Annotated in this window: 16 protein-coding genes; 13 read left to right on the top strand and 3 right to left on the bottom strand. The window is 56.9% G+C overall.

The window, feature by feature from the left end; all coding sequences use genetic code 11:
- Window positions 1–332 precede the first annotated feature (332 nt).
- The 4 genes from ACTCIA_RS11265 to ACTCIA_RS11250 are packed head-to-tail and all read left to right on the top strand — an operon-like array spanning window position 333 to window position 6732.
- Window positions 333–974 (top strand): TetR/AcrR family transcriptional regulator, encoded by a 642-nt coding sequence (locus ACTCIA_RS11265; RefSeq protein WP_463001919.1) that lies wholly within the window; start codon window positions 333–335, stop codon window positions 972–974.
- Complete coding sequence (locus tag ACTCIA_RS11260) at window positions 975–2420, top strand: efflux transporter outer membrane subunit (protein WP_463001918.1); 1446 nt, start codon at window positions 975–977, stop codon at window positions 2418–2420.
- Entirely contained in the window at window positions 2417–3592 is a 1176-nt protein-coding gene (locus ACTCIA_RS11255) for an efflux RND transporter periplasmic adaptor subunit (RefSeq protein WP_463001917.1), read from the top strand. The genes ACTCIA_RS11260 and ACTCIA_RS11255 overlap by 4 nt, the downstream gene beginning before the upstream one ends.
- The gene (locus tag ACTCIA_RS11250; protein ID WP_463001916.1) at window positions 3589–6732 is read left to right on the top strand and encodes an efflux RND transporter permease subunit; all 3144 of its coding nucleotides are present in this window, start codon (window positions 3589–3591) and stop codon (window positions 6730–6732) included. Before ACTCIA_RS11255 ends, ACTCIA_RS11250 begins: the two co-directional genes overlap by 4 nt.
- On the opposite strand, the gene ACTCIA_RS11245 is transcribed toward ACTCIA_RS11250, so the two are convergent.
- The gene (locus tag ACTCIA_RS11245) at window positions 6689–9205 is read right to left on the bottom strand and encodes a M1 family metallopeptidase (RefSeq protein WP_463001915.1); all 2517 of its coding nucleotides are present in this window, start codon (window positions 9203–9205) and stop codon (window positions 6689–6691) included. The genes ACTCIA_RS11250 and ACTCIA_RS11245 overlap by 44 nt on opposite strands.
- Window positions 9206–9533: 328 nt before the next feature.
- Between ACTCIA_RS11245 and ACTCIA_RS11240 the strand changes: the two genes are divergently transcribed.
- The 5 genes from ACTCIA_RS11240 (at window position 9534) to ACTCIA_RS11220 (ending at window position 14656) form a co-directional block, all read left to right on the top strand.
- Window positions 9534–9935, top strand: a complete 402-nt coding sequence (locus tag ACTCIA_RS11240) for a PilZ domain-containing protein (protein WP_463001914.1) — start codon at window positions 9534–9536, stop codon at window positions 9933–9935.
- Between the two features lie 60 nt (window positions 9936–9995).
- The gene (locus ACTCIA_RS11235; RefSeq protein WP_463001913.1) at window positions 9996–10787 is read left to right on the top strand and encodes a class I SAM-dependent methyltransferase; all 792 of its coding nucleotides are present in this window, start codon (window positions 9996–9998) and stop codon (window positions 10785–10787) included.
- A 70-nt stretch (window positions 10788–10857) separates the two neighbouring features.
- A complete protein-coding gene (gene amrS, locus ACTCIA_RS11230; RefSeq protein ID WP_463001912.1) occupies window positions 10858–11874 on the top strand; it encodes an AmmeMemoRadiSam system radical SAM enzyme in 1017 nt (338 codons plus the stop codon).
- On the top strand, window positions 11875–12930 hold the full coding sequence (locus tag ACTCIA_RS11225; protein WP_463001911.1) for a KamA family radical SAM protein: 1056 nt from the start codon (window positions 11875–11877) through the stop codon (window positions 12928–12930).
- A gap of 16 nt (window positions 12931–12946) precedes the next feature.
- The gene (locus ACTCIA_RS11220; protein ID WP_463001910.1) at window positions 12947–14656 is read left to right on the top strand and encodes a DUF6909 family protein; all 1710 of its coding nucleotides are present in this window, start codon (window positions 12947–12949) and stop codon (window positions 14654–14656) included.
- 28 nt (window positions 14657–14684) lie between these two features.
- Here ACTCIA_RS11220 and ACTCIA_RS11215 read toward each other — a convergent pair whose 3' ends face one another.
- Both ACTCIA_RS11215 and ACTCIA_RS11210 read right to left on the bottom strand, forming a co-directional pair.
- Window positions 14685–15158, bottom strand: a complete 474-nt coding sequence (locus ACTCIA_RS11215; protein WP_463001909.1) for a SoxR reducing system RseC family protein — start codon at window positions 15156–15158, stop codon at window positions 14685–14687.
- Between the two features lie 2 nt (window positions 15159–15160).
- Entirely contained in the window at window positions 15161–17206 is a 2046-nt protein-coding gene (locus ACTCIA_RS11210) for an RnfABCDGE type electron transport complex subunit B (RefSeq protein ID WP_463001908.1), read from the bottom strand.
- Between the two features lie 295 nt (window positions 17207–17501).
- Between ACTCIA_RS11210 and ACTCIA_RS11205 the strand changes: the two genes are divergently transcribed.
- From ACTCIA_RS11205 to ACTCIA_RS11190, 4 genes are read left to right on the top strand one after another with little or no spacing between them, the layout of a single operon-like run.
- On the top strand, window positions 17502–18347 hold the full coding sequence (locus ACTCIA_RS11205) for a purine-nucleoside phosphorylase (RefSeq protein ID WP_463001907.1): 846 nt from the start codon (window positions 17502–17504) through the stop codon (window positions 18345–18347).
- A complete protein-coding gene (locus tag ACTCIA_RS11200) occupies window positions 18348–19721 on the top strand; it encodes an amidohydrolase (protein ID WP_463001906.1) in 1374 nt (457 codons plus the stop codon). It begins immediately after the preceding gene.
- Between the two features lie 7 nt (window positions 19722–19728).
- Window positions 19729–20616 carry an MlaA family lipoprotein gene (locus tag ACTCIA_RS11195; protein ID WP_463001905.1) on the top strand — a complete coding sequence of 296 codons (888 nt, stop codon included), beginning with the start codon at window positions 19729–19731 and terminating at the stop codon, window positions 20614–20616.
- Window positions 20617–20621: 5 nt separating this feature from the next.
- Complete coding sequence (locus ACTCIA_RS11190; protein WP_463001904.1) at window positions 20622–21242, top strand: Tgt2/MlaC family protein; 621 nt, start codon at window positions 20622–20624, stop codon at window positions 21240–21242.
- The last annotated feature ends 11 nt before the right edge of the window (window positions 21243–21253 follow it).

Here is a 21253-nt window from a genome sequence, read left to right as displayed (position 1 = left end):
TCAGATGGCGCCGTAAAAAGTTCAAGATCAAGGCTTGCGCGATTTCGAAGAATGCAGCGTACTTATCCGTACGTGAAATTCTGAGAAATCGCGCGTAACACAGATATTGAACTTTTTACGGCGCCATCGAATAAATTAATATGAATTTTTTCAGATGTAAACAAAGTTTCCGTTTTACCGCTGTTCCCGGTCAGCGGCAGGTGATCCGGAATTCGCGGATAAACAGCAGGGCAGGTTTGCTTTTTTTTCTTTGACATTCAAACGATTGTTTTATACAGGTGTTTAAATTATTTTCTGCCGGCATTCAGTCGGCAGAGCAACAGGAGAAGCCCATGACGGCTATGGAAGACAATACCCGCAAACGCCTGCTGGACCAGGCAGAGCGGCTGTTTGCTGAAAAAGGCTTTGCAGGGACCAGCGTCCGGGAGATCACCGCTGCTGCAGAATGCAACGTGGCCGGGGTGAATTATCATTTCGTCAGCAAGCAGGGCCTTTACATGGCCGTTTTTCAGGAGCGGTGGGCCAGCCGGGCCATGCGGTTGCAGCAGAGCTTTGCCGCGGCACTGGCCGGTTTGCAGGCCCCCGGGTTAAGTGATGTGATTGCGGCCATGGCCCGGGCCTTTTTGGAAGGGCCCTGGACGGACGAAGAACGCCGCAACCACATCCAGCTCATGCAGCGGGAATTGTCTGATTCCGGCCAGGCTCTGGGCATGATTGTGGAAAACGTGATGCGGCCCTATATCCGGGAAATCAAAACACTGATACAGGCCTGTCTCCACCGGGAAGTAGATGATGAGCAGCTGGAAATTTATATTCTGAGCATGCTGGGCGTGGTGCTGTATTTTTTTCTGGCCCGGCCTGCGGTAACCGAAATTTTGCACCGGAAATACGACCAGGACTTTAAATCAGACCTGGTGGCCCATATCACGGCCTTTTGCTTAAACGGTATACAAGCCTTAAACCAGGAGAAGTAAATGAACCGGGTTTTGTTATGCCTGCTGGCATGCGCGCTGGCTTTTGGGTTTTGCGGCCCGGGCTGCATGCGAGTGGGACCGGATTATACACGGCCCGATCCGGGCATGGAAATGCCGGAGCGCTTTTTGTCGGATACCGGCGAACAAACTGCAGTACCTGCGGATTTGCACCGGTGGTGGGAGGCTTTTGATGATCCATATCTGAACCAGGCGGTCATGCAGGTGGTGTTTCACAATCCTGACATTGTCCGGGCTGCCGCCAGGGTCATGGAGGCCCGGGCGGCCGTGACCCGGATTGGGGCGGACCGCTATCCGTCCCTGGATTTCAATGCCAGCCGTTCCCGCCAGCAGCAAAATGTCGTGGAACCTTTTTCCGGTCAGCGGGTGTCTGTGGAGACAGATACCTATTCCCTTTCCATGCCTGCCAGTTTTGAGCTGGATCTGTGGGGTCGGCTGGCCCGTGCATCCGAGGCGGCCCGGGCAGATTTGCTGGCTGCCGGACAAAACCGCCGCACAGTGGTGCAGTCGCTGGTGGCGGAAACCGTGAACCTTTATCTGCAGATCCGATCCCTCCGGGAACAGATCGAACTGACCCGGAATCTGGTGGCGGCCTACGAGCAAAACCGGGAGCTGGTGGAAAGACGTTATGAAAGGGGCCTGGTTTCGGTTCTCGATGTTCACCAGATCAGGCGTTCCCTTGCCCGGGCCCGGTCGCAGCTGCCGGCTTTGGTCCGAACCCGGGGTCAGGCCGCACACGCCCTGGCGGTTTTGCAGGGGCGGTATCCGGATCCAAAAATCCTGAAACCAGGCCCTGCCGGAAAATTTCCATCCCTGCCCCCGGTGCCCGCCGGCCTGCCCGCCCAATTGCTGGAGCAGCGGCCGGATATCCGGGAGGCGGAAGCCGCCCTTGAGGCGGCCTGCGCGCGCATCGGCGTGGCCAGAGCCGCCCGGCTGCCGCAGATAACCCTTACCGGCAGTTTCGGTTATACCAGTGACCAGTTCGACACCCTGCTGGATCCGGCCAGCCAGCTTTGGCAGATCGCCGCCGGGGCATTCCAGCCCTTGTTTGATGCGGGCCGGCGGGCCGCAGCAGAGCAGGAGGCCCTGGCCCGGTACCGGCAGCAGGAGGCGGTCTATGCCAAAACCGTGCTGGATGCTTTGGCTGAAGTGGAAGATGCGCTTTTATCCCGTCAGCAGCTAATCGAGCAGCACAGACGGCTGCAAAGCCTTGTTTCCGAGGCCGGGGCTACCCTGGATTCGGCCGAAAATCGTTACCAGCGGGGCCTTGTCTCCTATATCAACGTGCTCGATGCCCGACAGGCCAGTTTTCAGGCACAGCTTGACCTGGTGGAGGCGCAATACGCCATTTTCCGCAATCGGGTGGAGCTGCACAGGGCCCTGGGCGGGGGCTGGGACCAAATTCAATTTCACAGGAAAAATTCATGACGCAGAAAATCCGAATCATTGTTCATGGAGTGCTGGCCCTGGCCATTATTGCCGCGGGTGCGGCCGGATACCTGTTGCTCAAGTCCGTCCGTCAGGCCCCGGCAAGACAGGAGGTGCAAATTCCGCTGCCCATTGTGCGCACGGTGCCGGTTTCCATCGGGGATCTGGACATGACGCTTTCCGGTGAAGGCACCGTCCGTCCCCTGGCAGAGGTTCAGATTGTGCCCCAGGTAAGCGGCAAGGTCATGGAGGTGTCGCCGAATCTGGTCAACGGCGGAAGCTTTGAAAAAGATGAGCTCATGCTGCGCATCGACGATGCGGATTATGAGATTGCCGTCACCCAGGCCCGGGCCGGGCTGCAGCAGGCCAGGAGCAATTACCAGAGTGCGGTTGAAGACAGCGCAGCCGCGGTCAGTGAATGGCAAAGCCTCCATCCGGATACCCCGGCTCCGCCCCTTGTGGCCAAAAAACCCCAGCTCGAGGCCGCCCGGGCCCAGCTCGAAGCCCAGCGCGCCGGTCTTGAAAGAGCCCGTCTGGATTTGGCCCGCACCCGGATTTATGCCCCGTTTGACTGCCGGGTCAGCAGCGAGCAGGCGGATACGGGCCAGTATGTTACCCCGGGCCAGTCCCTGGCCACGGTGTATGCCACCGCAGCCGTGGAAATCGTGGTTCCCATGGAGAGCAGCGCACTTCAGTGGTTTGATGTGCCCGGCTTTACCACCGACCGCAAACAGGGCTCTCAGGCTGCTGTCACTGCCGGGACCGCGGGTGCAAAAATTGTGAGAAACGGCCGTGTTGTCCGGGCCCAGGGAAAAATCGATGAAAACACCCGCATGGTCAGCGTGGTCATCCGCGTGGACGACCCCTTTGCCACAAATCCGCCCCTGGCCCCGGGTCAGTTTGCCGAAGTGACCGTATTTGGGCGCAAAATCCGGGATGCGGCAATCATTCCCCGGGCGGCGCTGCGGGAGCAGGACATTGTCTGGGCGGTAAATCCAAAAGAAAGCCGGCTCTATATCCGCAAAATTGATCTGGCACACCTTGATTCCCGGGGCGCTGTGGTGCGCTCCGGGCTCAATTCCGGCGAGCATGTGGCCGTGTCTGTGTTAAAAGCCGTCACAGATGGTATGAAGGTGCAGGATGTTCAAACCGGCGGAAAGGACAAGTCATGAGAAGCATGATTGCCTGGTTTGCCGGCAATCATGTGGCCGCCAACCTGCTGATGTTCTTTATCCTGGTGGCCGGTATTGTTATTGCCATGGACATCAAGCTCGAGATTTTTCCGGAAACAGAACTCGACCGGGTCAGTGTTACCGTGGCCTACCCAGGGGCCTCGCCGGCGGAGGTGGAAGAGGGCGTGGTCCGGCGCATTGAGGAAAACGTGGCCGGCATCGAGGGCATCAAGCGCATCGATTCCGTGGCCATGGAAGGCATGGGACGGGTCACCATCGAGGTCATGAGCGGCTGGGACATCAAAAAGCTGCTCGATGATGTTAAATCCGAGGTCGACCGGATCACCACCCTTCCCGATGAAGCCGAGGAGCCGGAGGTGCGGGAGCTCACCCGCCGGATCCAGGTGATCAGCGTGGCGGTTTACGGCGATATCCCCGAGCTGACCTTAAAAGAACTGGCCCAGGGCATAAAAGACGATCTGACCAATCTGTCCGGCCTGACCCAGGCGGATGTGGCAGCCGTGCGGGACAATGAGATCCATGTGGAGATCTCCGAGCAGACCCTTCGCAAATACGGCCTGACACTGGGATCCGTGGCTGACACCGTGGCGCAGAGCAGCCTGGATTTGCCGGCAGGCAGTGTTAAGGCCGAAGAAGGCGAGGTGCTGATCCGGGCCAAGGGAAGGCGCTATTATGCCGGTGAATACCGTGATATTCCGGTGATTACCAGTTCAGACGGGACCCGGATCACCCTGGGACAGATCGCGCAAATCAAGGAGGGGTTTGCGGATGTGGACATGGCCTCCCGGTTTCAGGGGAAGCCCGCGGCCATTATCAATGTCTACAGGGTGGCCGACCAGAGCGCCCTGGATGTGGCCAAAAAGGTCAGGGATTATGTGGCCCAGATCCGGCCCGGCCTGCCCCACGGGGCAGGCATTGACTACTACCAGGATATGTCCACGATTTTAAAAAGCCGGATCCAGCTGCTGGGAAAAAACATGTTTTTCGGCCTGATCCTGGTCAGCCTGCTTCTGGCCCTGTTTTTAAACGTGCGCCTGGCTTTCTGGGTGACCCTTGGCATTCCCATCAGTTTTGCATTCGGCCTGATATTTTTGCCCTATAATGATGTTTCCATCAACATGATTTCCCTGTTTGCCTTTATTATGGTGCTGGGTATCGTGGTGGATGACGCCATTATCGTGGGCGAAAATGTGTTTCGAAGGCAGGAAGCGGGAATGGGCCGGCTGGCGGCATCCGTGGAAGGTACACTGGAAGTTGGCCGGCCCGTGATTTTCTCGGTTCTCACCACCATGGTGGCCTTTGCACCGCTGCTCACTGCCGGGGGCACCATGGGCAATTTCATGCGAAACATTCCCATTGTGGTGATCCTGGTGCTGCTGGGCTCGCTGGTGGAATCGTTGTTGATCCTGCCCTGCCATCTGGCAAGGAGCCGGGCCTCGGGCCGGCGGCAAAAACCCAAGCGCATGACCCGGCTGCTCAACTGGATTGTGTCCGGGCCCTATCACCGGGCTGTGGAAGCCTGCATCCGGTGGCGCTATGCCACCATTGCCGCAAGCCTTGCGCTACTGCTGCTCACGTTCGGCCTGTGGTCTGCGGGCACGCTCAAGTTTGTATTTTTCCCCAAGGTGGAAGGCGACGTGCTGCAGTGCATGATCACCATGCCCGTGGGCACGCCCATGGAAAGAACCGTTGAAGTGGTGCGCCAGGTGGAGAAAACCGCAGAGGATCTGCTGGCCGAACATGACGCGGATCGGCCGGCCGATGCGCCGCCGCTGCTGGATCATACCGCATCGGTGATCGGCGCCCAGTTCGGTGACAGGGGGGGTGTGGGCGATTCCGGCGGGCACCTGGCCCATGTGTTTGTTCAGGTCCTGGAAGGTGAAAAAAGAGAGATCAGCGCCCTTGTGTTAAACAATCAGTGGCGCGACCGGGTGGGCCGGATCCCGGATGCCGAATCCCTGGTGTTCAAAAGTGAGATCCACAGCGCGGGCAACCCCGTGGAAGTGCATCTGTCCATGGCGGATCACGATCTGCTGCTGGAGGCAGCAGACGAACTGAAAAGGGAACTGGAGCGGTTTTCCGGGGTTTTTGACATTACTGACAGTTTCTTGCCGGGCAAGATGGAAATGCAGCTGGCCTTAAAGCCCGAGGCCGCCAACCTGGGCTTAAGGCTCCGGGACCTGGCCCGGCAGGTCCGCCATGCCTTTTACGGGGCAGAGGCCCTGCGGTTTCAAAGGGACAGAAACGAGGTCAAGGTCCTGGTGCGCTATCCCGAAACGCATCGGGTGTCCCTGGACAATGTGGAGCAGATGCGAATCCGGACCCCTGCCGGCCATGAGGTGCCTTTTTCCCAGGTGGCGGAGGTCACCATGGACCAGGGCTATGCCAGCATTGAACGGGCCCAGCGAAGGCGGGTGGTCAAGGTCATGGCGGATGTCAACGAAAAGATCACCAACGCCAACGAGGTTCGCACTGACCTGGTAGAGCGGTTTCTGCCCGGGCTTGAAAACCGTTACCCGGGCCTGCGGTACACCATCGAGGGCGAAGGCCAGGAACAGGCCGAAACCCTGGCGGATGTGCAAAAGGGCTTTATCATTGCCCTGTTTTGCATTTACGCCCTGCTGGCCGTGCCGTTTCGCTCCTTTACCCAGCCGTTTATGGTCATGCTGGCCATTCCCTTCGGCATGGTGGGCGCAGCCATGGGCCACCTGCTCATGGGGTTTGACATCAGCGTGATCAGCCTTTTCGGCATGGTGGGCCTGGCCGGGGTTGTGGTCAATGATTCCCTGGTCCTGGTTCACCGGATCAATGAATATTTTCGCACAGACGGCCTTGAAGTGCACGAGGCGGTGATCCAGGGCGGAAAGGTGCGTTTCCGGGCCGTGATTCTTACCTCGTTGACCACTTTTGGGGGCCTTACCCCCATGCTGCTGGAAAAAAGTCTCCAGGCGCGGTTTTTGATTCCCATGGCCATCAGCCTGGGATTCGGGGTGCTTTTTGCCACCCTCGTGACCCTGATCCTGGTGCCCTGTTTTTACATGATTTTAGATGACATGCACCGGGCGGCCCACAGGGTCAGGCAAATGATGCAGCCGCCTGCCGCCGGATCTGAAGGTTGACTTCGAGTTTTTCCAAAGCCATTGCAATGGCGTCTGCCGCCGGCGGATTTTCGGCCATGCGTTGATTGAAATGCTCAACCACGGCATCTGCGTGCTCCAGACCCCCTGCCGGCACCACGGATGTGATGATGCGTTCGTGGATGATGGGATGGATATTGTTTAAAATTTTTTCCGCTCCTGTATACCAGTCCCAGAGCAGGGGGATGGCCGCCGGATTGCGGGCCATCTGGGCCACGGGCACGAACTTGTTTTTATCCGGCACGCGGTCAAGGACAAGGGCCAGGGCCTTTTCAACAAGCTCCGGGCGGCGGAAGCATCCCAAAGCCCGAAGGCAGTTGAGCCGGTCCTGCTCGGAATCCGTGTTTTCCATGCGCTCCACAATCCATGCAAAGGTTTTTTCATCCCCCTGCCAGGCCGCTGCCTGCATCACCCCCCGCAGAATGTCGGGATGAACCCGGCCCTGGTCCCGGAGGTTTTCAAATTCGCTGGCGGCGGTTGATACCGGCCCGGAAACCCCGAGCACGGCCGCGTGCCAGAAAAGATTGTTTCTGACCCGCAGCCTTCCGTGGGGCTCGTCTTTTTCCGGGCGGCAGCCCAGGGTATCAAAGGCTTGGCGCATATACCGGGTTGCGGCAGAAATCACGGCCTGTCCGGCGGATCCGTCAGCGGCAATCATCAGGTCGTGAAGATGGCCCATTTTGGCGGACAGGGGCAGGGGGTCTGTGTCGGTTCCGGTTTTCTCCAGAAAATCCAGGTATGCGGGCAGATCCGTATCTCCGGCAATCATGAGGGCAAACAGGTCGTTTTCCAGGCCCCAGCGGTCAATGGCCGGCAGGGTTTTGGCCGCGGACATGGCCGCCAGCCGGTCCATGTTTTGGGTGTCTTTATAACGGGTGCGGTAGAATCCAGTCTGCAGATCATTGATTTTATAAGCATAGACATCGCGATCCATTTCCATTTCCATCTCCGGGGCTTCCATTAGGGCCGTGGTCGTGCGGTCGGCCCCGGACTTGTCAAACCACCGGATGATTAAGGCAACAGGCCATGTCTGGTTTTGGGCGCCGGTTGCCGGCAGGTAGGAAAACCGCTTCTGGGACAGGTGCAGACGGCCGTTTGTCTGTTTGGCCGTGATCAGGGGATGGCCCGGCTGCAGGACCCATTGTTCCATGATTTGTCTGATGGGTTTTCCGGATGCGGATTCCATGGCCGTCCACATGTCGCTGCTGCCCGCACATCCGCCGGAATGGCCGGCTAGGTAGCGGTGCAGGCCGGCTTCAAACTCGTTTTCGCCCATGTAGCCGCGGATCTGGCGCAGGATGCTGGCGCCCTTGGAATAGATGATCGGGGCGGTGGCGCTGTTGATCACCACATGGCTTCCCCCGGAGATTTCAATGGCACTGGTCTCCCGAAGGCTGTCACGGTTTAAGGCCGCTGCGCTCTGGGATTCCACGAACTCCTCCCAGACCTGCCAGTCCGGGTGATGGGCATCCACCACCTGGTATCCGTAAAACGTGGCAAAGCTTTCATTGAGCCACAAAAATTTCCAGTCCGCCGGGGTCACCAGGTTGCCGAACCACTGGTGGACGATTTCATGGGCAATGACCTCGCAGATCCGTTCTTCACCGTCTACCGCCGTGTTGGCCGGATCAAACAGCAGCAGGTTTTCCCGGAAGGTAATCGCCCCCCAGTTTTCCATGGCCCCGAAGGCAAAGTCGGGCACTGCGATCAGATCCAGCTTGGGCAGCGGGTAGGGCGAAGCAAAGCAGGTCTCGCAGTATTTCAAGGCCTTTCTGGCAAAGGCCAGCCCGTAGCGCACATTTTCCGCCATGCCGGGCAGCACCGCGGCCCGCACCCGCCGGTCGAGTTCATCGGTGATCACGGAAAACCGGCCCATGCCGAAAAACACAAGGTAGGTGGACATCACCGGCGTGGTTTCAAAAATGACCCGTTTCCGGCCTCCTGGCTCCGGGTTCTCGGAGGCAGGGGGCATGTTGGAAATGGCGGTTATTTCCTTGTCAACAATCATTTCAATGGTGAAATCCGCCTTGTAAAGGGGATGGTCCATGCAGGCAATGGCCCGGCGGGCGTCTGACTCCTGGAACTGGGTGACCGCGATTTTTTCGCTGCCGCCTGCATGCCGGTAGGTACTGTGGTAAAATCCCGCCATCTGAGAGTTGATCCGGCCGTAATAATCAATCTGGATTTCGATTTCACCAAAGATTTTTTCCGGCAGGTGGATGCGGATTTTTTCCAGGGCGGGGTCAACGCAAAACCGGCATGTGCTCCACTTTTCATCTGTGCGGACCCGGCAGGACCAGGCAGCCAGGTCAAGGGCGTCGAGTTCAATAACATCAACAGATTGTTCGGCCACGGCCTGAAGGGTTACTATGGCTGAAAAATCCAGGCGCTTCAGATCCGGCTGCAGGCGCAGATGATAATGCTTCGGGGTGATTTTGGGTTCCAGGCTTGTCATGGGGCTGTTTTATCCTTTCCTTTTCAAATCCGTAACCCGGCTTTGGCGGGTGTTGTTTTTGTTTTTTTCTGATTTCGGAAAATTCACACGGATCGCTGCGGGAATCAAGTTTTTTTCCGGCCGGGTGGGCCCCGGGGCATCTTTTGAGGCAAGATGGGGGAAAGGTTTTTTGCATGATGGCCGGGCGCCTTGATCTCTGTTTGTTTATTTCCGGGCATTGCCGGAAAAAGATTGGATTTGCCGGTTGCAATCGGGTAAAAGAATAACAATAATAAAACCAGGTGGAAAAGATAAACAAAGTCCAAATCATATAAGAGAGGGCAGAGCCATGGGTGAGTTTGAAAAACTGAAGAAGGATTATCGGCTGTCTCCTCTGGCAGCCGAACTGGTGATGTTGGTATTGAGTCTGCCGCCGGAAAATCAGCGGGATCTGGCTGCGGAATTAAAGTCACGGAAAAATTCCGCCAGGCGCAGATTTCTGCGGCAGCCTCATGCCGAATCCGTACAGTTTTCCGCAGGCGGCAAGGTTTTTGCCGGAAACATGAAAAATGTCAGCCAGGGCGGCGCTTTTGTGGAAATCCTGGAATCAGACCTCAAGCGGCTTGGCCGGGGCCAGGAGGTAACCCTGTCGTTTGCCCACCCCAACAGCACCCGAAATGTCAAGTTTAACGGGGAAATCGCCCGCACCAGCGCCGATGGGGTGGGTATTCGGTTCAATTCCATGATCTAACCGCGGCCCGGAGAGTGAAAGGGTATTGCGATTTTATCGATTTTTCCATAAAAGAGCCCCATGAGCTATGTGTTTGATCATCAGGATGCGGCCCGTTACGAAAAATGGCTGGCAATGGAAAAAAATCGCAGGGTCCTGGAACTTGAAACCCGCGTGATGATGGAGATGCTGCGTCCTGTGCCGGTCCGGCGCCTGCTGGATATCGGCTGCGGAACCGGCGCCAGTCTGGAGTCGTTTTTAAACAAAGGCATTGAACTCACCGGCATTGACCCTTCGCCCGCCATGCTCGACTATGCCGGTCAGCGCCTCGGAAATCCGGTGGATTTGTACCAGGGATATGCTGAAGACCTGCCGTTTGCAGACAATTCCTTTCATTATGCAATTTTGTTTCTGACCCTGGAGTTTTGCGACGACCCGGGGCGTGCCCTGGAAGAGGCCTGCCGGGTGGCCAAAGACCGGGTGTTTGTGGGTATTTTAAACCGGCATTCCGGTTACGCGCTGCGTTGCCGAATGGCACGGTTGTTCAGAAACTCGGTTTATTCCCGGGCCCGTTTTTTGAGTATCAGCGAGGTTCGCCGGGCCTTTTACACCATGCTTGGCCAGGTGCCGGTGCACTGGCGCACTGTTTTACAGTTTCCGGTTGCGGTATCAGTCGTGCTGAATCGGCTGGAGTCCCTGCGGCTTGTTCAATACAGCCCGTTTGGCGGTTTTGCGGGTATTGTGGCCGATCCGGTTCCAAGGTTCCAGGTTTCGCCCCTGACATTGAGATGCAAGGTTAATCAGATCGCCGCATCCAATGAACAGGTAGCCGGCTGGTCCAGGGACTACGGCAATCAAAAAATCCAAAATTGACATTTACAAACCGCGCTACCAGAATTTATAAGGAAGCAATCTAATGCAGGTTTCAGGAGGAAGATAAATTATGGAAGCGCTGTTATATGACCACGCAGGCGACAGCAAGGTGGTCTGCAATTTGTGTCACCACCGGTGCTCCATCAAGGATGGGGCCAGGGGCATTTGCAATGTCCGGGAAAATCAGGGGGGAACCCTTGTCACCCTGGTTTATGACCGGATCATTGCCAGGCACGTGGACCCGATAGAAAAAAAGCCGCTGTTTCATTTTTATCCCGGCAGCCTGGTTTACTCCATCGGCACCGTGGGCTGCAATTTCCGGTGCAAATTCTGTCAGAACGCCGATATCGCGCATATGGCCACAGATTACCAGGGCCGGATCATGGGCAAGGCCTTAAGCCCTCAACAGATTGTGGAGGAGGCCGAGCTTACGGGAAGTCGCTCCATTGCTTATACCTATACGGAACCCACGGTTTTTTTTGAACTCGCCCTGGAAGTGGCCCGGCAGGCACGGGAAAAAAACATTGCCAACGTGTTTGTCACCAACGGCTACATGACCCCCGAGGCCGTTGATATGATCAGTCCGTATCTGGATGCGGCCAATGTGGATTTAAAGGCTTTTACAGAGGAGTTTTACAAAAAATACTGCTCGGCCAGGCTCCGGCATGTGCTCACAACCCTGAAAAAACTTCGGGAAAACGGTGTGTTTCTGGAGATCACCACTTTGCTGATTCCGGGGTTAAACGACGCAGACGCGGAGTTAAAGGATCTGGCCGGGTTTATCGCAGACGAACTGGGGACTCAGACCCCCTGGCACATCAGCCGGTTTCATCCCACGTACCGGTTGACTGACCGGCCGTCCACACCCGTGGAAACCCTTCGAAAAGCAAGGCAAATCGGCATGGATGCGGGCCTGAAATATGTCTATACCGGAAATGTTCCCGGAGAGGCCTTTGAGAATACGTTTTGTCCGAAATGCCATGCTTTCGTGATTTCCAGAAGAGGTTTTGCAGTGGCGGAAAACCGGGTGGAAAACAATCAATGTCCGGACTGCGGAGCCCGGATCCACGGGCCGGGGCTTAGCTGAATGACGCTTGCATCCCCCGGTTTGTCCTGGCAGGAAATGATTTCCCGGAGCCTTTGCAGGGCCAGAGACCTGGCCGCGCATCTCAATGTCAATGAACATCTTGTCAGCCGGGTGATGGATCAATATCCCGCCCGCATCAATGCCTATGCCCTCGGGCTTATCGCCGGCGGAAGCCGGGCGGTTTTCCGGCAGCTGGTGCCGGATCCGGCCGAACTGGAAGAAACATCGCTGGCAGATGCCGACCCGCTGTGTGAGCAAAAGCAGTCCCCGGTGCCGGGCATTGTTCACCGGTATCCGGATCGGGTATTGTTTCTGGTTTCGGGCCAATGCGCCGTATACTGCCGGCATTGCATGCGCAAGCGAGAGGTCGGCGGCCGGGCTCCGGTCAGCCCGGAGACCATAGAGGCGGGGCTGGACTATATCGCCCGCACGCCCGGGGTAAAGGAAGTGATCCTTTCGGGCGGCGATCCATTGATGCTCGAAGATGACCGGCTTTTTTCCATCCTGGCGCGTATCCGCAGTATCCGCCATGTGGAATGCCTCCGGATTCATACCCGCATGCCCGGGATGCTTCCCCGGCGCATCACTTTGGATCTCGCCCGGGGGCTGGCCCGGTTTCATCCCCTTTTTGTCAATATCCAGTTCAATCATCCCGATGAACTCACCCCTGCCGCCCGGAGCGCCTGCGCGCTGCTGGCCGATGCCGGCATTCCCCTGGGATCCCAGACCGTGCTGCTGGCCGGTGTCAATGATTCGCCCGCGATCATGACCGACCTGATGCGCAAACTGCTCACCGCCCGGATTCGCCCCTATTATCTGCACCATCCGGACCCCATCCGGGGCACGGCCCATTTCCGGGTGCCTGCAAAAGTCGGTCTTTCCGTTATCGAGTCCCTGCGCGGGCGTATCGGCGGAATGGGCATACCCCAATACATGATCGATCTGCCCGGCGGCGGGGGAAAGGTGCCGCTTTTGCCCGAGCATGTGATCAAGCGCTCGGAAAAAGAGTTGATCGTGTATAATTTTGAAAACAAAATTTACACCTACCCCCTTTAATCATCCCGGAGAAAGCATGACCCTGGAGAGCAACACTTACATGGATTATTCCCTGGCCGATAAATCGCGGCTGGCCATACGAACCTTCAAAACCATCGCAGATGCGGCTCTGCTGCGGGGCTATTACCGCATGGGCGGCCGCACCGGAAGCACGCTGGAAAGCGCCCTGCGAACCCTGAGCCCGGAGATTTACGGGTCCATCAGCGATTCCCGCACAATTGAGTTAAAAGGGCTGGAATACGTTATTGACCGCCTGCCAAGGGGCATTGAGGCCTGCCACCGCATTGTAATGACAGGACGCCAGGATGCAGCGGATGCCAGTTTTGAAAAAATTCAGCCCCTGAAACGGCGGCGGATTTCATTTCGCATCAGTCCAACAGAGATGAGTTTTGTCATCACCCGGGGACAAAGCGAGATTTACGACATCATGACCCATATTACGTTTCTGCATGTGGAGGCCAAAAAGGTGCAGAGCAAGATGCGCGATGACTACGGCAATATCACCACCGAGTGGCGGGAACTGGAAAAGCATGCGGACTGCATTGATGACATTTGCGGAAGAGACCTGGATCAGGCATTGTGGAACCTGAGCCTGCTTTTGGGCCGGACCTTTGATGAAACCAAGGACACTTACGCAAACCTTGAGAAAAGCCGCAGCCGGTCCAATTCCAACAGCGGCCTGTTTCAGATTGTCCACAGCATGGGAAAGTGCGTGGACGAGGAAGTGCAGAGTTTGGACAATGCCGTGACCGTCCATTTTCCGCCCTCATTGAGCGCCCAGATATTAAACCGGACCCATGCGCGCAACTGGGCGGCCAATATCAAAAAATCCCTTTGTGATATCGGCCTGGAAAAACGCCCCCTGCATATCATCAGCGCCAATCAGCACAGTGTGGTCAATTTGCTGTATGGGTATGCCGCTGTGGGCCAAAAAGAGCGGGTTGCCGATGATCCGGATTTATACGACTTTATCCGCACCATTCGGGATCAAACAGCCCAGGTGGAAGCGTTTGCCACAAAACACGGATGCCACATGCTGCCCGATGACAGTGGTTCCCAGATCGACTGCAGGATCATTGACGCACCCGCAATGGCCCGGTTGCCCAGGCATCCGGCCATTGCCCTGGATGCCGATTATATCGAAAAACAACAACCCGTGATCCTGGTGATGGATTATGCGTTCGGTGAACAGGCTTTTGAAATCCTTGATGAACTGCTTTATCCCTGGGAAGAAAACGGAGAGCAGTGCGCCCTCAATGCCAGGTCGGTTTCCGTGATCGGCAAGGCCGGCATTCTGCCCGGGCAAAAGGGCGATATCATGCTGGCCACCGCCCATGTGCTCGAAGGCACCCCGCATAATTACATGATCTGCAATGATCTGACCGAGGCGGATTTTGATGATGATTCCGTGCAAATCTATACCGGCCCCATCATTACCGTGCTGGGTACTTCCCTGCAGAACCGCTACGTGCTTAAAAAATTCCAGGATTCGTCATGGAAGGCCGTGGGCCTGGAAATGGAGGGCGGTCATTACCAGCGGGCCATTAACGCGGCCTTTATTCGGGGGCACGTGTCTTCGGACCTCAAGGTGATGTATGCCTATTATGCCTCTGACAATCCATTGAAAAGCGGGCAGACCCTGGCTTCGGGCAGTATGGGAGAAGAGGGCATCAAGCCCACATATCTGGTCACGCGCCTGATTTTGGAAAAAATCATGGGCAGGTAAAAGCGCGGCCGTTATCCAAAACAACGATTTACGGGCAGTGTTCGCATTTGGCCGCAGCCTGATGCTCGGCTTTGCGTTTTACCGCGATGATGCTGGGCTTGTAACGGTCGGACTGCCTGGCCTTTTTTTCCAGTTTCACCAGCACTGCCAGGGATGCAAACAATGCGGTAAATCCCACTGCAGCCGAAAATATGGAAGCATCCACCCCAAAGGCGGAAGCCGTCTGATTGCCAATGATCGCCCCGGCCAGAAGGGCGGCAATGGGAAAGATATAAAGCAGCAGAGAAAGCTTGAGCATCCCGCCGGTGCCGAATTCGATGGTCACTGTATCGCCCACCGAGGCTTTTGCCGGGTTGAGGGCCTCGATTTCCATTTCCCGGCTTCCGCCGAAGCTGTGACACGTGCTTTTTTCCGAACACCCGTCACAGGCCGCGGCCCGCTGGGTTTTGACAAGGGCGTTTGCCCCTTTTATCTGAGTGACCACTCCTGTTTCCCTGGCCATGTTTAATCCTTGTAGCAGATAATCCCGCAGCGCAGGCACCGGTCTGCTTCGGCCCGGGCGTCTGTTTCCGAGTACCCCAGTTCCACTTCCGGGTATTTCCCCGGAACCTCCGAGGGGTCGCAGGCGGGCATGATATGCCGGGGGGATTTTTCCGCATTTTCAATGTGCGTGACGGTCTGCAGTATTGAACCCGCGGAAATCACCTTTTCGGCCAGCCCCAGGTCCATGTTGTACATGATTTTGTGCACAGAGGACGCAGCCCGCCGCCCGCCGGCAATGGCACGGATGGCCGCGCTGTAGTCGGTAATGGGGTCATTTTTCGACAGCAGACCTTTTTCCTCGCTGTAGATCGGGTTTTTGTAGGGCTGAATGCCTTCCCATTGTACTGGTGCGTTTGGATCCGGTTCAGGCGCGGATTCATCCTGCTCCGGCTGCGGGGTTTTTCGGAAAATCATCTCCGGCAGGCGGCCGGCATCGATGACAAGCGTTTGGGCGGATGTCACAAAGCTCTGGCCGGAGCGGGTGTCTGTGTATTCAATGGATTCCAGGCGGTTTTCCAGTCCTGTGAGCCGGGTGATGGCGGCGTTGAAAACAATTTCAGCCCCGGCTTTTTCCAGCTTTTGAATTTGTTCATCTGAGAGATCGGTTTTTTCCCGGGATTCATTGAATACCAGGGTGATGTTTTCCGCTCCCAGGTGCTTGCAGGTGTGAACCGCTTTTTCCGCCAGGGGCGCACCGCCGGCAATGACCACATCAGCGGTGACCGGGATCTGGTACTTGTTGTCGAGCCCGGAGCGCAGCAGTTCGATTAACAGAAATACGCCGGGTATCGGCTCTTCGGCCCGGGTCGATGTACCGCGTTCCAGGCGGCTGTCCCATCCGCCGGAAGCCAGCAGCACGGCCTCATAATCCTGTTTGAGCAAAGATGCAAGAGTGAAGTCCCGGCCCATGGTCATGCCGGTTTTAAAGGAAACGCCCAGTTCGGCGACCCCCTGGATATCCCAGTCCAGCACGGTGCGCGGCAGGCGGTAGCCGGCAATGGCGGTGCGCAAAAGCCCGCCCAGGTTATCAGATGCCTCGAAAACCGTGGGGCTGTGGCCCAGGCGTGCGGTGAAAAACGCTGCGGACAGGCCCTCCACCCCGCCGCCGATCACCGCGGTTTGCCGTCCGGTGCCGGGCGCGCAATAGGGCTGGGAGTGTTTCTGCTGCTCCATTTCCACGTCCGCAGCATAGCGTTTCAGATAATTGATGGCCACGGGTTCGTCAATAAGGTTTCGGCGGCATGCGTCCTCGCAGGGCCGCGGGCAGATGCGGCCGATAACCGTGGGAAACGGGTTTCGTTCCTTGATGATCTGCACGGCCCCGGAATAATCTCCCCGGGAGACACGCTCTATATAGTCACTGATATTGATTCCGGCCGGACACATTCGCTGACACGGGGTGGTGCAGTCGTCCGTGGTGTATTCCCGCAGAATTCGGCGGGTCACGGAGGAAAGCTTGATGATGTGCTTGGGACAAACCCGTTCGCAGGTTCCGCAGCCGGTGCACTTTTCTTCATCCACCACCGGAAGACCGCGGTCGCTCATGCTGATGGCGTCAAACGGACAGGCATGCATGCAGGAACCCAGGCCCAGGCAGCCGATGCGGCATACTTTCATTCCGCCGTATAGCAGGGCCGCGGCCTGGCAGTTGCTCAATCCCTGGTAATCGTACTTGATGGCGGCCTCAGAAGGGCCGTAGGTGCAGCCGGGCAGAGCGATGTCGGGTTCCTTGGCCTCGATGGTCATGCCCAGAACCGCAGCAATGGCCTCGGCCAGGTCTGCTCCGCCGGCCACGCAGGAATCCGGCGGCGATTGGCCGGCAACAATGGCCTCGGCATTCGGGCCGCAGCCGGGATATCCGCAGCCGCCGCAATTGGCCCCCGGCAGCAGGTCGTCGACTTTCAGTACAAGGGGGTCCACATAAACGTAAAAAATCTTGGAAGCCAGGGCCAGGGCAACACCGGTTACCAGACCGAGTCCGCCCATCATCAGTATTGCATCAAACATTGCATGCTCCGATTCGTATCATGTGGTGTTGAGGCACATTGGGTTGTGTTTCCGGCCGAAAATTTTTAGCTGCACTAAGCCGCTCCTATAACATTATTCGGCCGGCAGATTCAATCTGAAATATATTATTTTTCATATTCCGCCCCGGCTGTCAACTAGTCTGAGGCAGACTGCGGCAATTGTTGGCTTGACGGATGGGGCTTTACCATATAAGAATACGGTTTTACCGAAGATGCGCACCGTTTTGGCGCTTTTCATTTTTGCATCCCCGGCACACGAATCAGGAGGCATTCAGTTGCAGGCAGACCAGCAAAACAAGGATTTTTACTGGCAGCAGGTCAGAGAGGCGGCCGCTTATGTGAAAGACGGCATCGGCGTGGACGGAGCCGGCATCGGCATTACCACCGGTACCGGGCTTTCCGAAACTATGGTGGACATGAAGCCGGAAGCTCAAATTCCGTATGACCGGATTCCCCACTTTCCCGCATCCACGGTCCGGGGTCATGCCGGCCGGCTGATTTTCGGAAAGATTCACGGCAGGCGTGTTTTTGTCCTCCAGGGCCGGTTTCATCTTTATGAAGGCTACAGCGCCCCAAGGGTTTGTTTTCCCGTGCGGCTCATGCAGGCCCTGGGGGTAGAGATCCTGATTGTGACCAATGCCGCAGGCGGGCTTTGTACGGATTTTTCCGCAGGCGATATCATGGCCATTTCCGATCACATCAACCTTACCGGTGAAAATCCCCTGTTGGGGCCCAATAATGAAGACTGGGGAATTCGTTTTCCGGACATGTCAGCCGTCTACGATACCGGGCTGATGAATAGTGCCATGCAGGCTGCGCAAAAATCCGGAATCCATCTGCACAAGGGGGTGTATGCGGGTTTGAAGGGCCCGTCTCTGGAAACTCCGGCCGAACTGCGGTTTTTGCGTCAGATCGGCGCGGATGCCGTGGGGCTGTCCACCGTCATGGAAGTCATTGCCGCAGTTCATGCCCGGATGCGCATTTGCGGGTTTTCCTTGATCACCAACATTGCTGATCCGGATTGCCCGGAAGCCGCCACCCTGGAGGCGATTATCCAAACAGCGCAGAAATCCGCTCCTGTCCTGGGTGAACTGCTATCCGGTATTGTCAGGGAGGTTTAAATGGCGAATTCTCCGGACAGCCCGGATCTGCTGATCGTCAACGGCACGGTGCTGACCATGGATGACCGCGGTACCGTGATTCAAAACGGTGCCGTGGCAATATCCGGAGACAGTATCGTATCCGCGGGGCCGGCGGAAAAATCCGACATCAGGGGCGCGGCCCGCATTATTGACGCCAACGGCGGCATTATCATGCCCGGGCTGATCAACACGCATACCCATGCGGCCATGACCTGTTTCCGGGGCCTGGCCGATGACATGGACCTGATGACCTGGCTCAATGAATATATTTTTCCCGCAGAAGCCAGGCTCAGCCATGAGCGGGTTTATACCGGCGCCATGCTGGCGTGCGCGGAGATGATGCTTTCAGGAACCACCTGCTTTGCGGATATGTACCTTTTTGAAAACGCCGTGGCTGAAGCCGCTGCCAGGGCGGGCATGCGGGCGGTTGCGGGGGAGGTGCTCTATGATTTTGATTCCCCCAATTACGGACCCATTGATAAGGGGTTTGATTATACCCTTGAGCTCATTGACAGGTGGCGCAATCATCCGTTGATTACCATTGCCGTGGAACCCCATTCCCCGTATCTTTGCGCGCCGGAGCTGCTCCGGCGGGCCGCGGCAGTTTCAGAAGAACACGAAATTCCCATGATCGTGCACGTGGCTGAAACCGCCGGGGAGGTGGCGCAGATTCGCAAAACCCATGGCAAAAGTCCGGTGGCTCATCTGGCGGATATCGGGGTATTGTCACCGCGGTTTCTGGCCTGCCACTGCGTGGCTGTATCCGAGGCCGACATTGAACTGCTCGTGGCCCATGATGTCAAGGTCTCACACAACCCGGAAAGCAACATGAAACTGGCATCGGGCATTGCGCCGGTGCCGGCCATGCAGGCTGCCGGACTCTGCGTTGCACTGGGAACAGACGGGCCCACCAGCAATAACAACCTGGACATGTTCATGGAAATGGATGCCGCCGCCAAGATTCACAAGGTCAACCAGATGGATCCAACGGTGATGGATGCCGGTACTGTTTTGCGCATGGCCACCATTGATGCGGCCCGTGCCCTGGGACTCGGCAAGGTAACCGGTTCTGTGGAGCCGGGGAAAAAAGCCGATATTATAGTTATTGACACCAATAAGCCCCATCTGACGCCCATGTACAATATTTGTTCACACCTTGTGTATGCCGCAGGCGGAGCTGACGTGCAGCACGTGGTGATCAACGGGGTGCCTGTTGTGGACGACGGCCGGCTGGTTTCCTTTGATGCTGAAGCGGTGATGGATCAGATGCAGCAGATTGCCGCTGAAATCCGGAGCCTTCATGACTGGACGGCCAAACGCGCCAACACAGGCGCAAAAGCAGGAAAGGAGTAGATCGGCAATGGTTCAGCATCATCAGAGATCCGGGAAACAATCCGGAAAAGGGCCCATTGGGATTGCAATGCTGGCGGGTCTGTTTGTTTTTGCAGCAGCCTTGGCTGCATGGGCGGGGCAGCCGTCTTTGCAGTCTTCGGAGACTGCGGCCGGAGGGGCGCGCACCGGTTTTGCGGTTGCCGCAGATCAGGCAGAGGGGGATCAGACAGGCCGGGATTCGGCCAATGGCTCTGCCGACGGCTTTGATGAATTTGACGAGTTTGATGAATTTGACGGCGAAACAGGCTCAAAACCCGTGGCTGACCCGCTTTCCGGTTACAACCGGTGGATGACCGGGGTAAACGACAAGCTTTATTTCTGGGTACTCAAGCCCGCGGCCACCGGATATGCAAAGGTGACCCCGGCTGTGGCCCGCAGATCTGTTGGCCGGTTTTTTAAGAATCTGGGCTATCCCCTCAGGTTTGTCAACAATCTGCTTCAGCTCAAAATCCGGCGGGCCGGGGTGGAAACAGCCCGGTTCGTGGTCAATACCACCGTGGGGGTGGCCGGTTTTGCCGATCCCGCCCGATGGTGGATGGATCTGGAGGCCTATCCCGAGGATTTCGGCCAGACCCTGGGGCATTACGGCGTGGGCGGCGGCTGGCACCTGGTGCTGCCGGTAATGGGGCCATCCAACCTGCGCGATGCCGTGTCAAAAGTTCCGGACAGGTTTTTAAATCCCGTGGCTTATGTGGATCCCTCTGAAGTATCCATTGCCATTTCCGCCTATGACCGGATCAATTATACCTCCCTTCACCTGGGAGAATACGAGCGGTTGAAACAGGATGCCGTGGACTGGTATATATTTTTACGAAATGCCTATGAACAAAACCGGAAAAAGAAAATCCAGGAGTAGACAACATGAAAAAATCTGCACGCATTACCGTATGGGTCCTGGCGCTGATCTTCGGCCTGGCCCTGTTTGCCGCCCACGGCCGCGTGGAGGCCAAAAGTGCCCAGAGTCTGCTGAAGGAAAAGATCAGCGAGGTCATCGATGTTTTGGACAGCCCGGATCTCAGCGAGGCGGATAAAACCAGCCGGATCGAGGATATCGTGGATCCGGTTTTTGACTACGAACTCATGGCCCGGCTCAGCCTGGGCCGCAGGCACTGGACCGGGCTTTCGGCAGATCAGCAGGAGACTTTCACCCGGCGTTTTGTCACCCGGCTCAAGGATTCCTATTTTGACAAGATCTCCATGTATTCCGGGGATGCGGATGCGGCTTTTGAGTATCGGCCCGTCAAAGAGCAGAACAACAAGGTGTACGTGCCGGTGGCGGTCCGGGCCGGGGATGAAACCGTGGACATGGTGTATAAGTTTTATTCCTCCCGTGACACCTGGAAAGTTTATGACGTGGAAATCAACGGGGTGAGCATTATCCGCAGCTACAGATCCCAGTTTGACCAGATTCTGGCCGACGGCACGGCAGAGGATCTGCTTGAGGCTGTCAAAGAGATCCAGCCACCCGATGAAAACGGCTAAACCGACCGCAG

This window comes from Desulfosalsimonas sp. (assembly GCF_055149105.1).
This window is presented reverse-complemented; position numbering and strand designations above follow the sequence as displayed.

Coding starts and splice junctions, on each gene's coding strand:
- ACTCIA_RS11250 (WP_463001916.1), top strand. CDS start 3,589: ATGAGAAGCATGATTGCCTGGTTTGCCGGCAATCATGTGGCCGCCAAC.
- ACTCIA_RS11235 (WP_463001913.1), top strand. CDS start 9,996: ATGAGCTATGTGTTTGATCATCAGGATGCGGCCCGTTACGAAAAATGG.
- ACTCIA_RS11215 (WP_463001909.1), bottom strand. CDS start 15,158: ATGGCCAGGGAAACAGGAGTGGTCACTCAGATAAAAGGGGCAAACGCC.
- ACTCIA_RS11200 (WP_463001906.1), top strand. CDS start 18,348: ATGGCGAATTCTCCGGACAGCCCGGATCTGCTGATCGTCAACGGCACG.
- ACTCIA_RS11265 (WP_463001919.1), top strand. CDS start 333: ATGACGGCTATGGAAGACAATACCCGCAAACGCCTGCTGGACCAGGCA.
- ACTCIA_RS11210 (WP_463001908.1), bottom strand. CDS start 17,206: ATGTTTGATGCAATACTGATGATGGGCGGACTCGGTCTGGTAACCGGT.
- ACTCIA_RS11255 (WP_463001917.1), top strand. CDS start 2,417: ATGACGCAGAAAATCCGAATCATTGTTCATGGAGTGCTGGCCCTGGCC.
- ACTCIA_RS11195 (WP_463001905.1), top strand. CDS start 19,729: ATGGTTCAGCATCATCAGAGATCCGGGAAACAATCCGGAAAAGGGCCC.
- ACTCIA_RS11220 (WP_463001910.1), top strand. CDS start 12,947: ATGACCCTGGAGAGCAACACTTACATGGATTATTCCCTGGCCGATAAA.
- ACTCIA_RS11245 (WP_463001915.1), bottom strand. CDS start 9,205: ATGACAAGCCTGGAACCCAAAATCACCCCGAAGCATTATCATCTGCGC.
- amrS (WP_463001912.1), top strand. CDS start 10,858: ATGGAAGCGCTGTTATATGACCACGCAGGCGACAGCAAGGTGGTCTGC.
- ACTCIA_RS11240 (WP_463001914.1), top strand. CDS start 9,534: ATGGGTGAGTTTGAAAAACTGAAGAAGGATTATCGGCTGTCTCCTCTG.
- ACTCIA_RS11225 (WP_463001911.1), top strand. CDS start 11,875: ATGACGCTTGCATCCCCCGGTTTGTCCTGGCAGGAAATGATTTCCCGG.
- ACTCIA_RS11260 (WP_463001918.1), top strand. CDS start 975: ATGAACCGGGTTTTGTTATGCCTGCTGGCATGCGCGCTGGCTTTTGGG.
- ACTCIA_RS11190 (WP_463001904.1), top strand. CDS start 20,622: ATGAAAAAATCTGCACGCATTACCGTATGGGTCCTGGCGCTGATCTTC.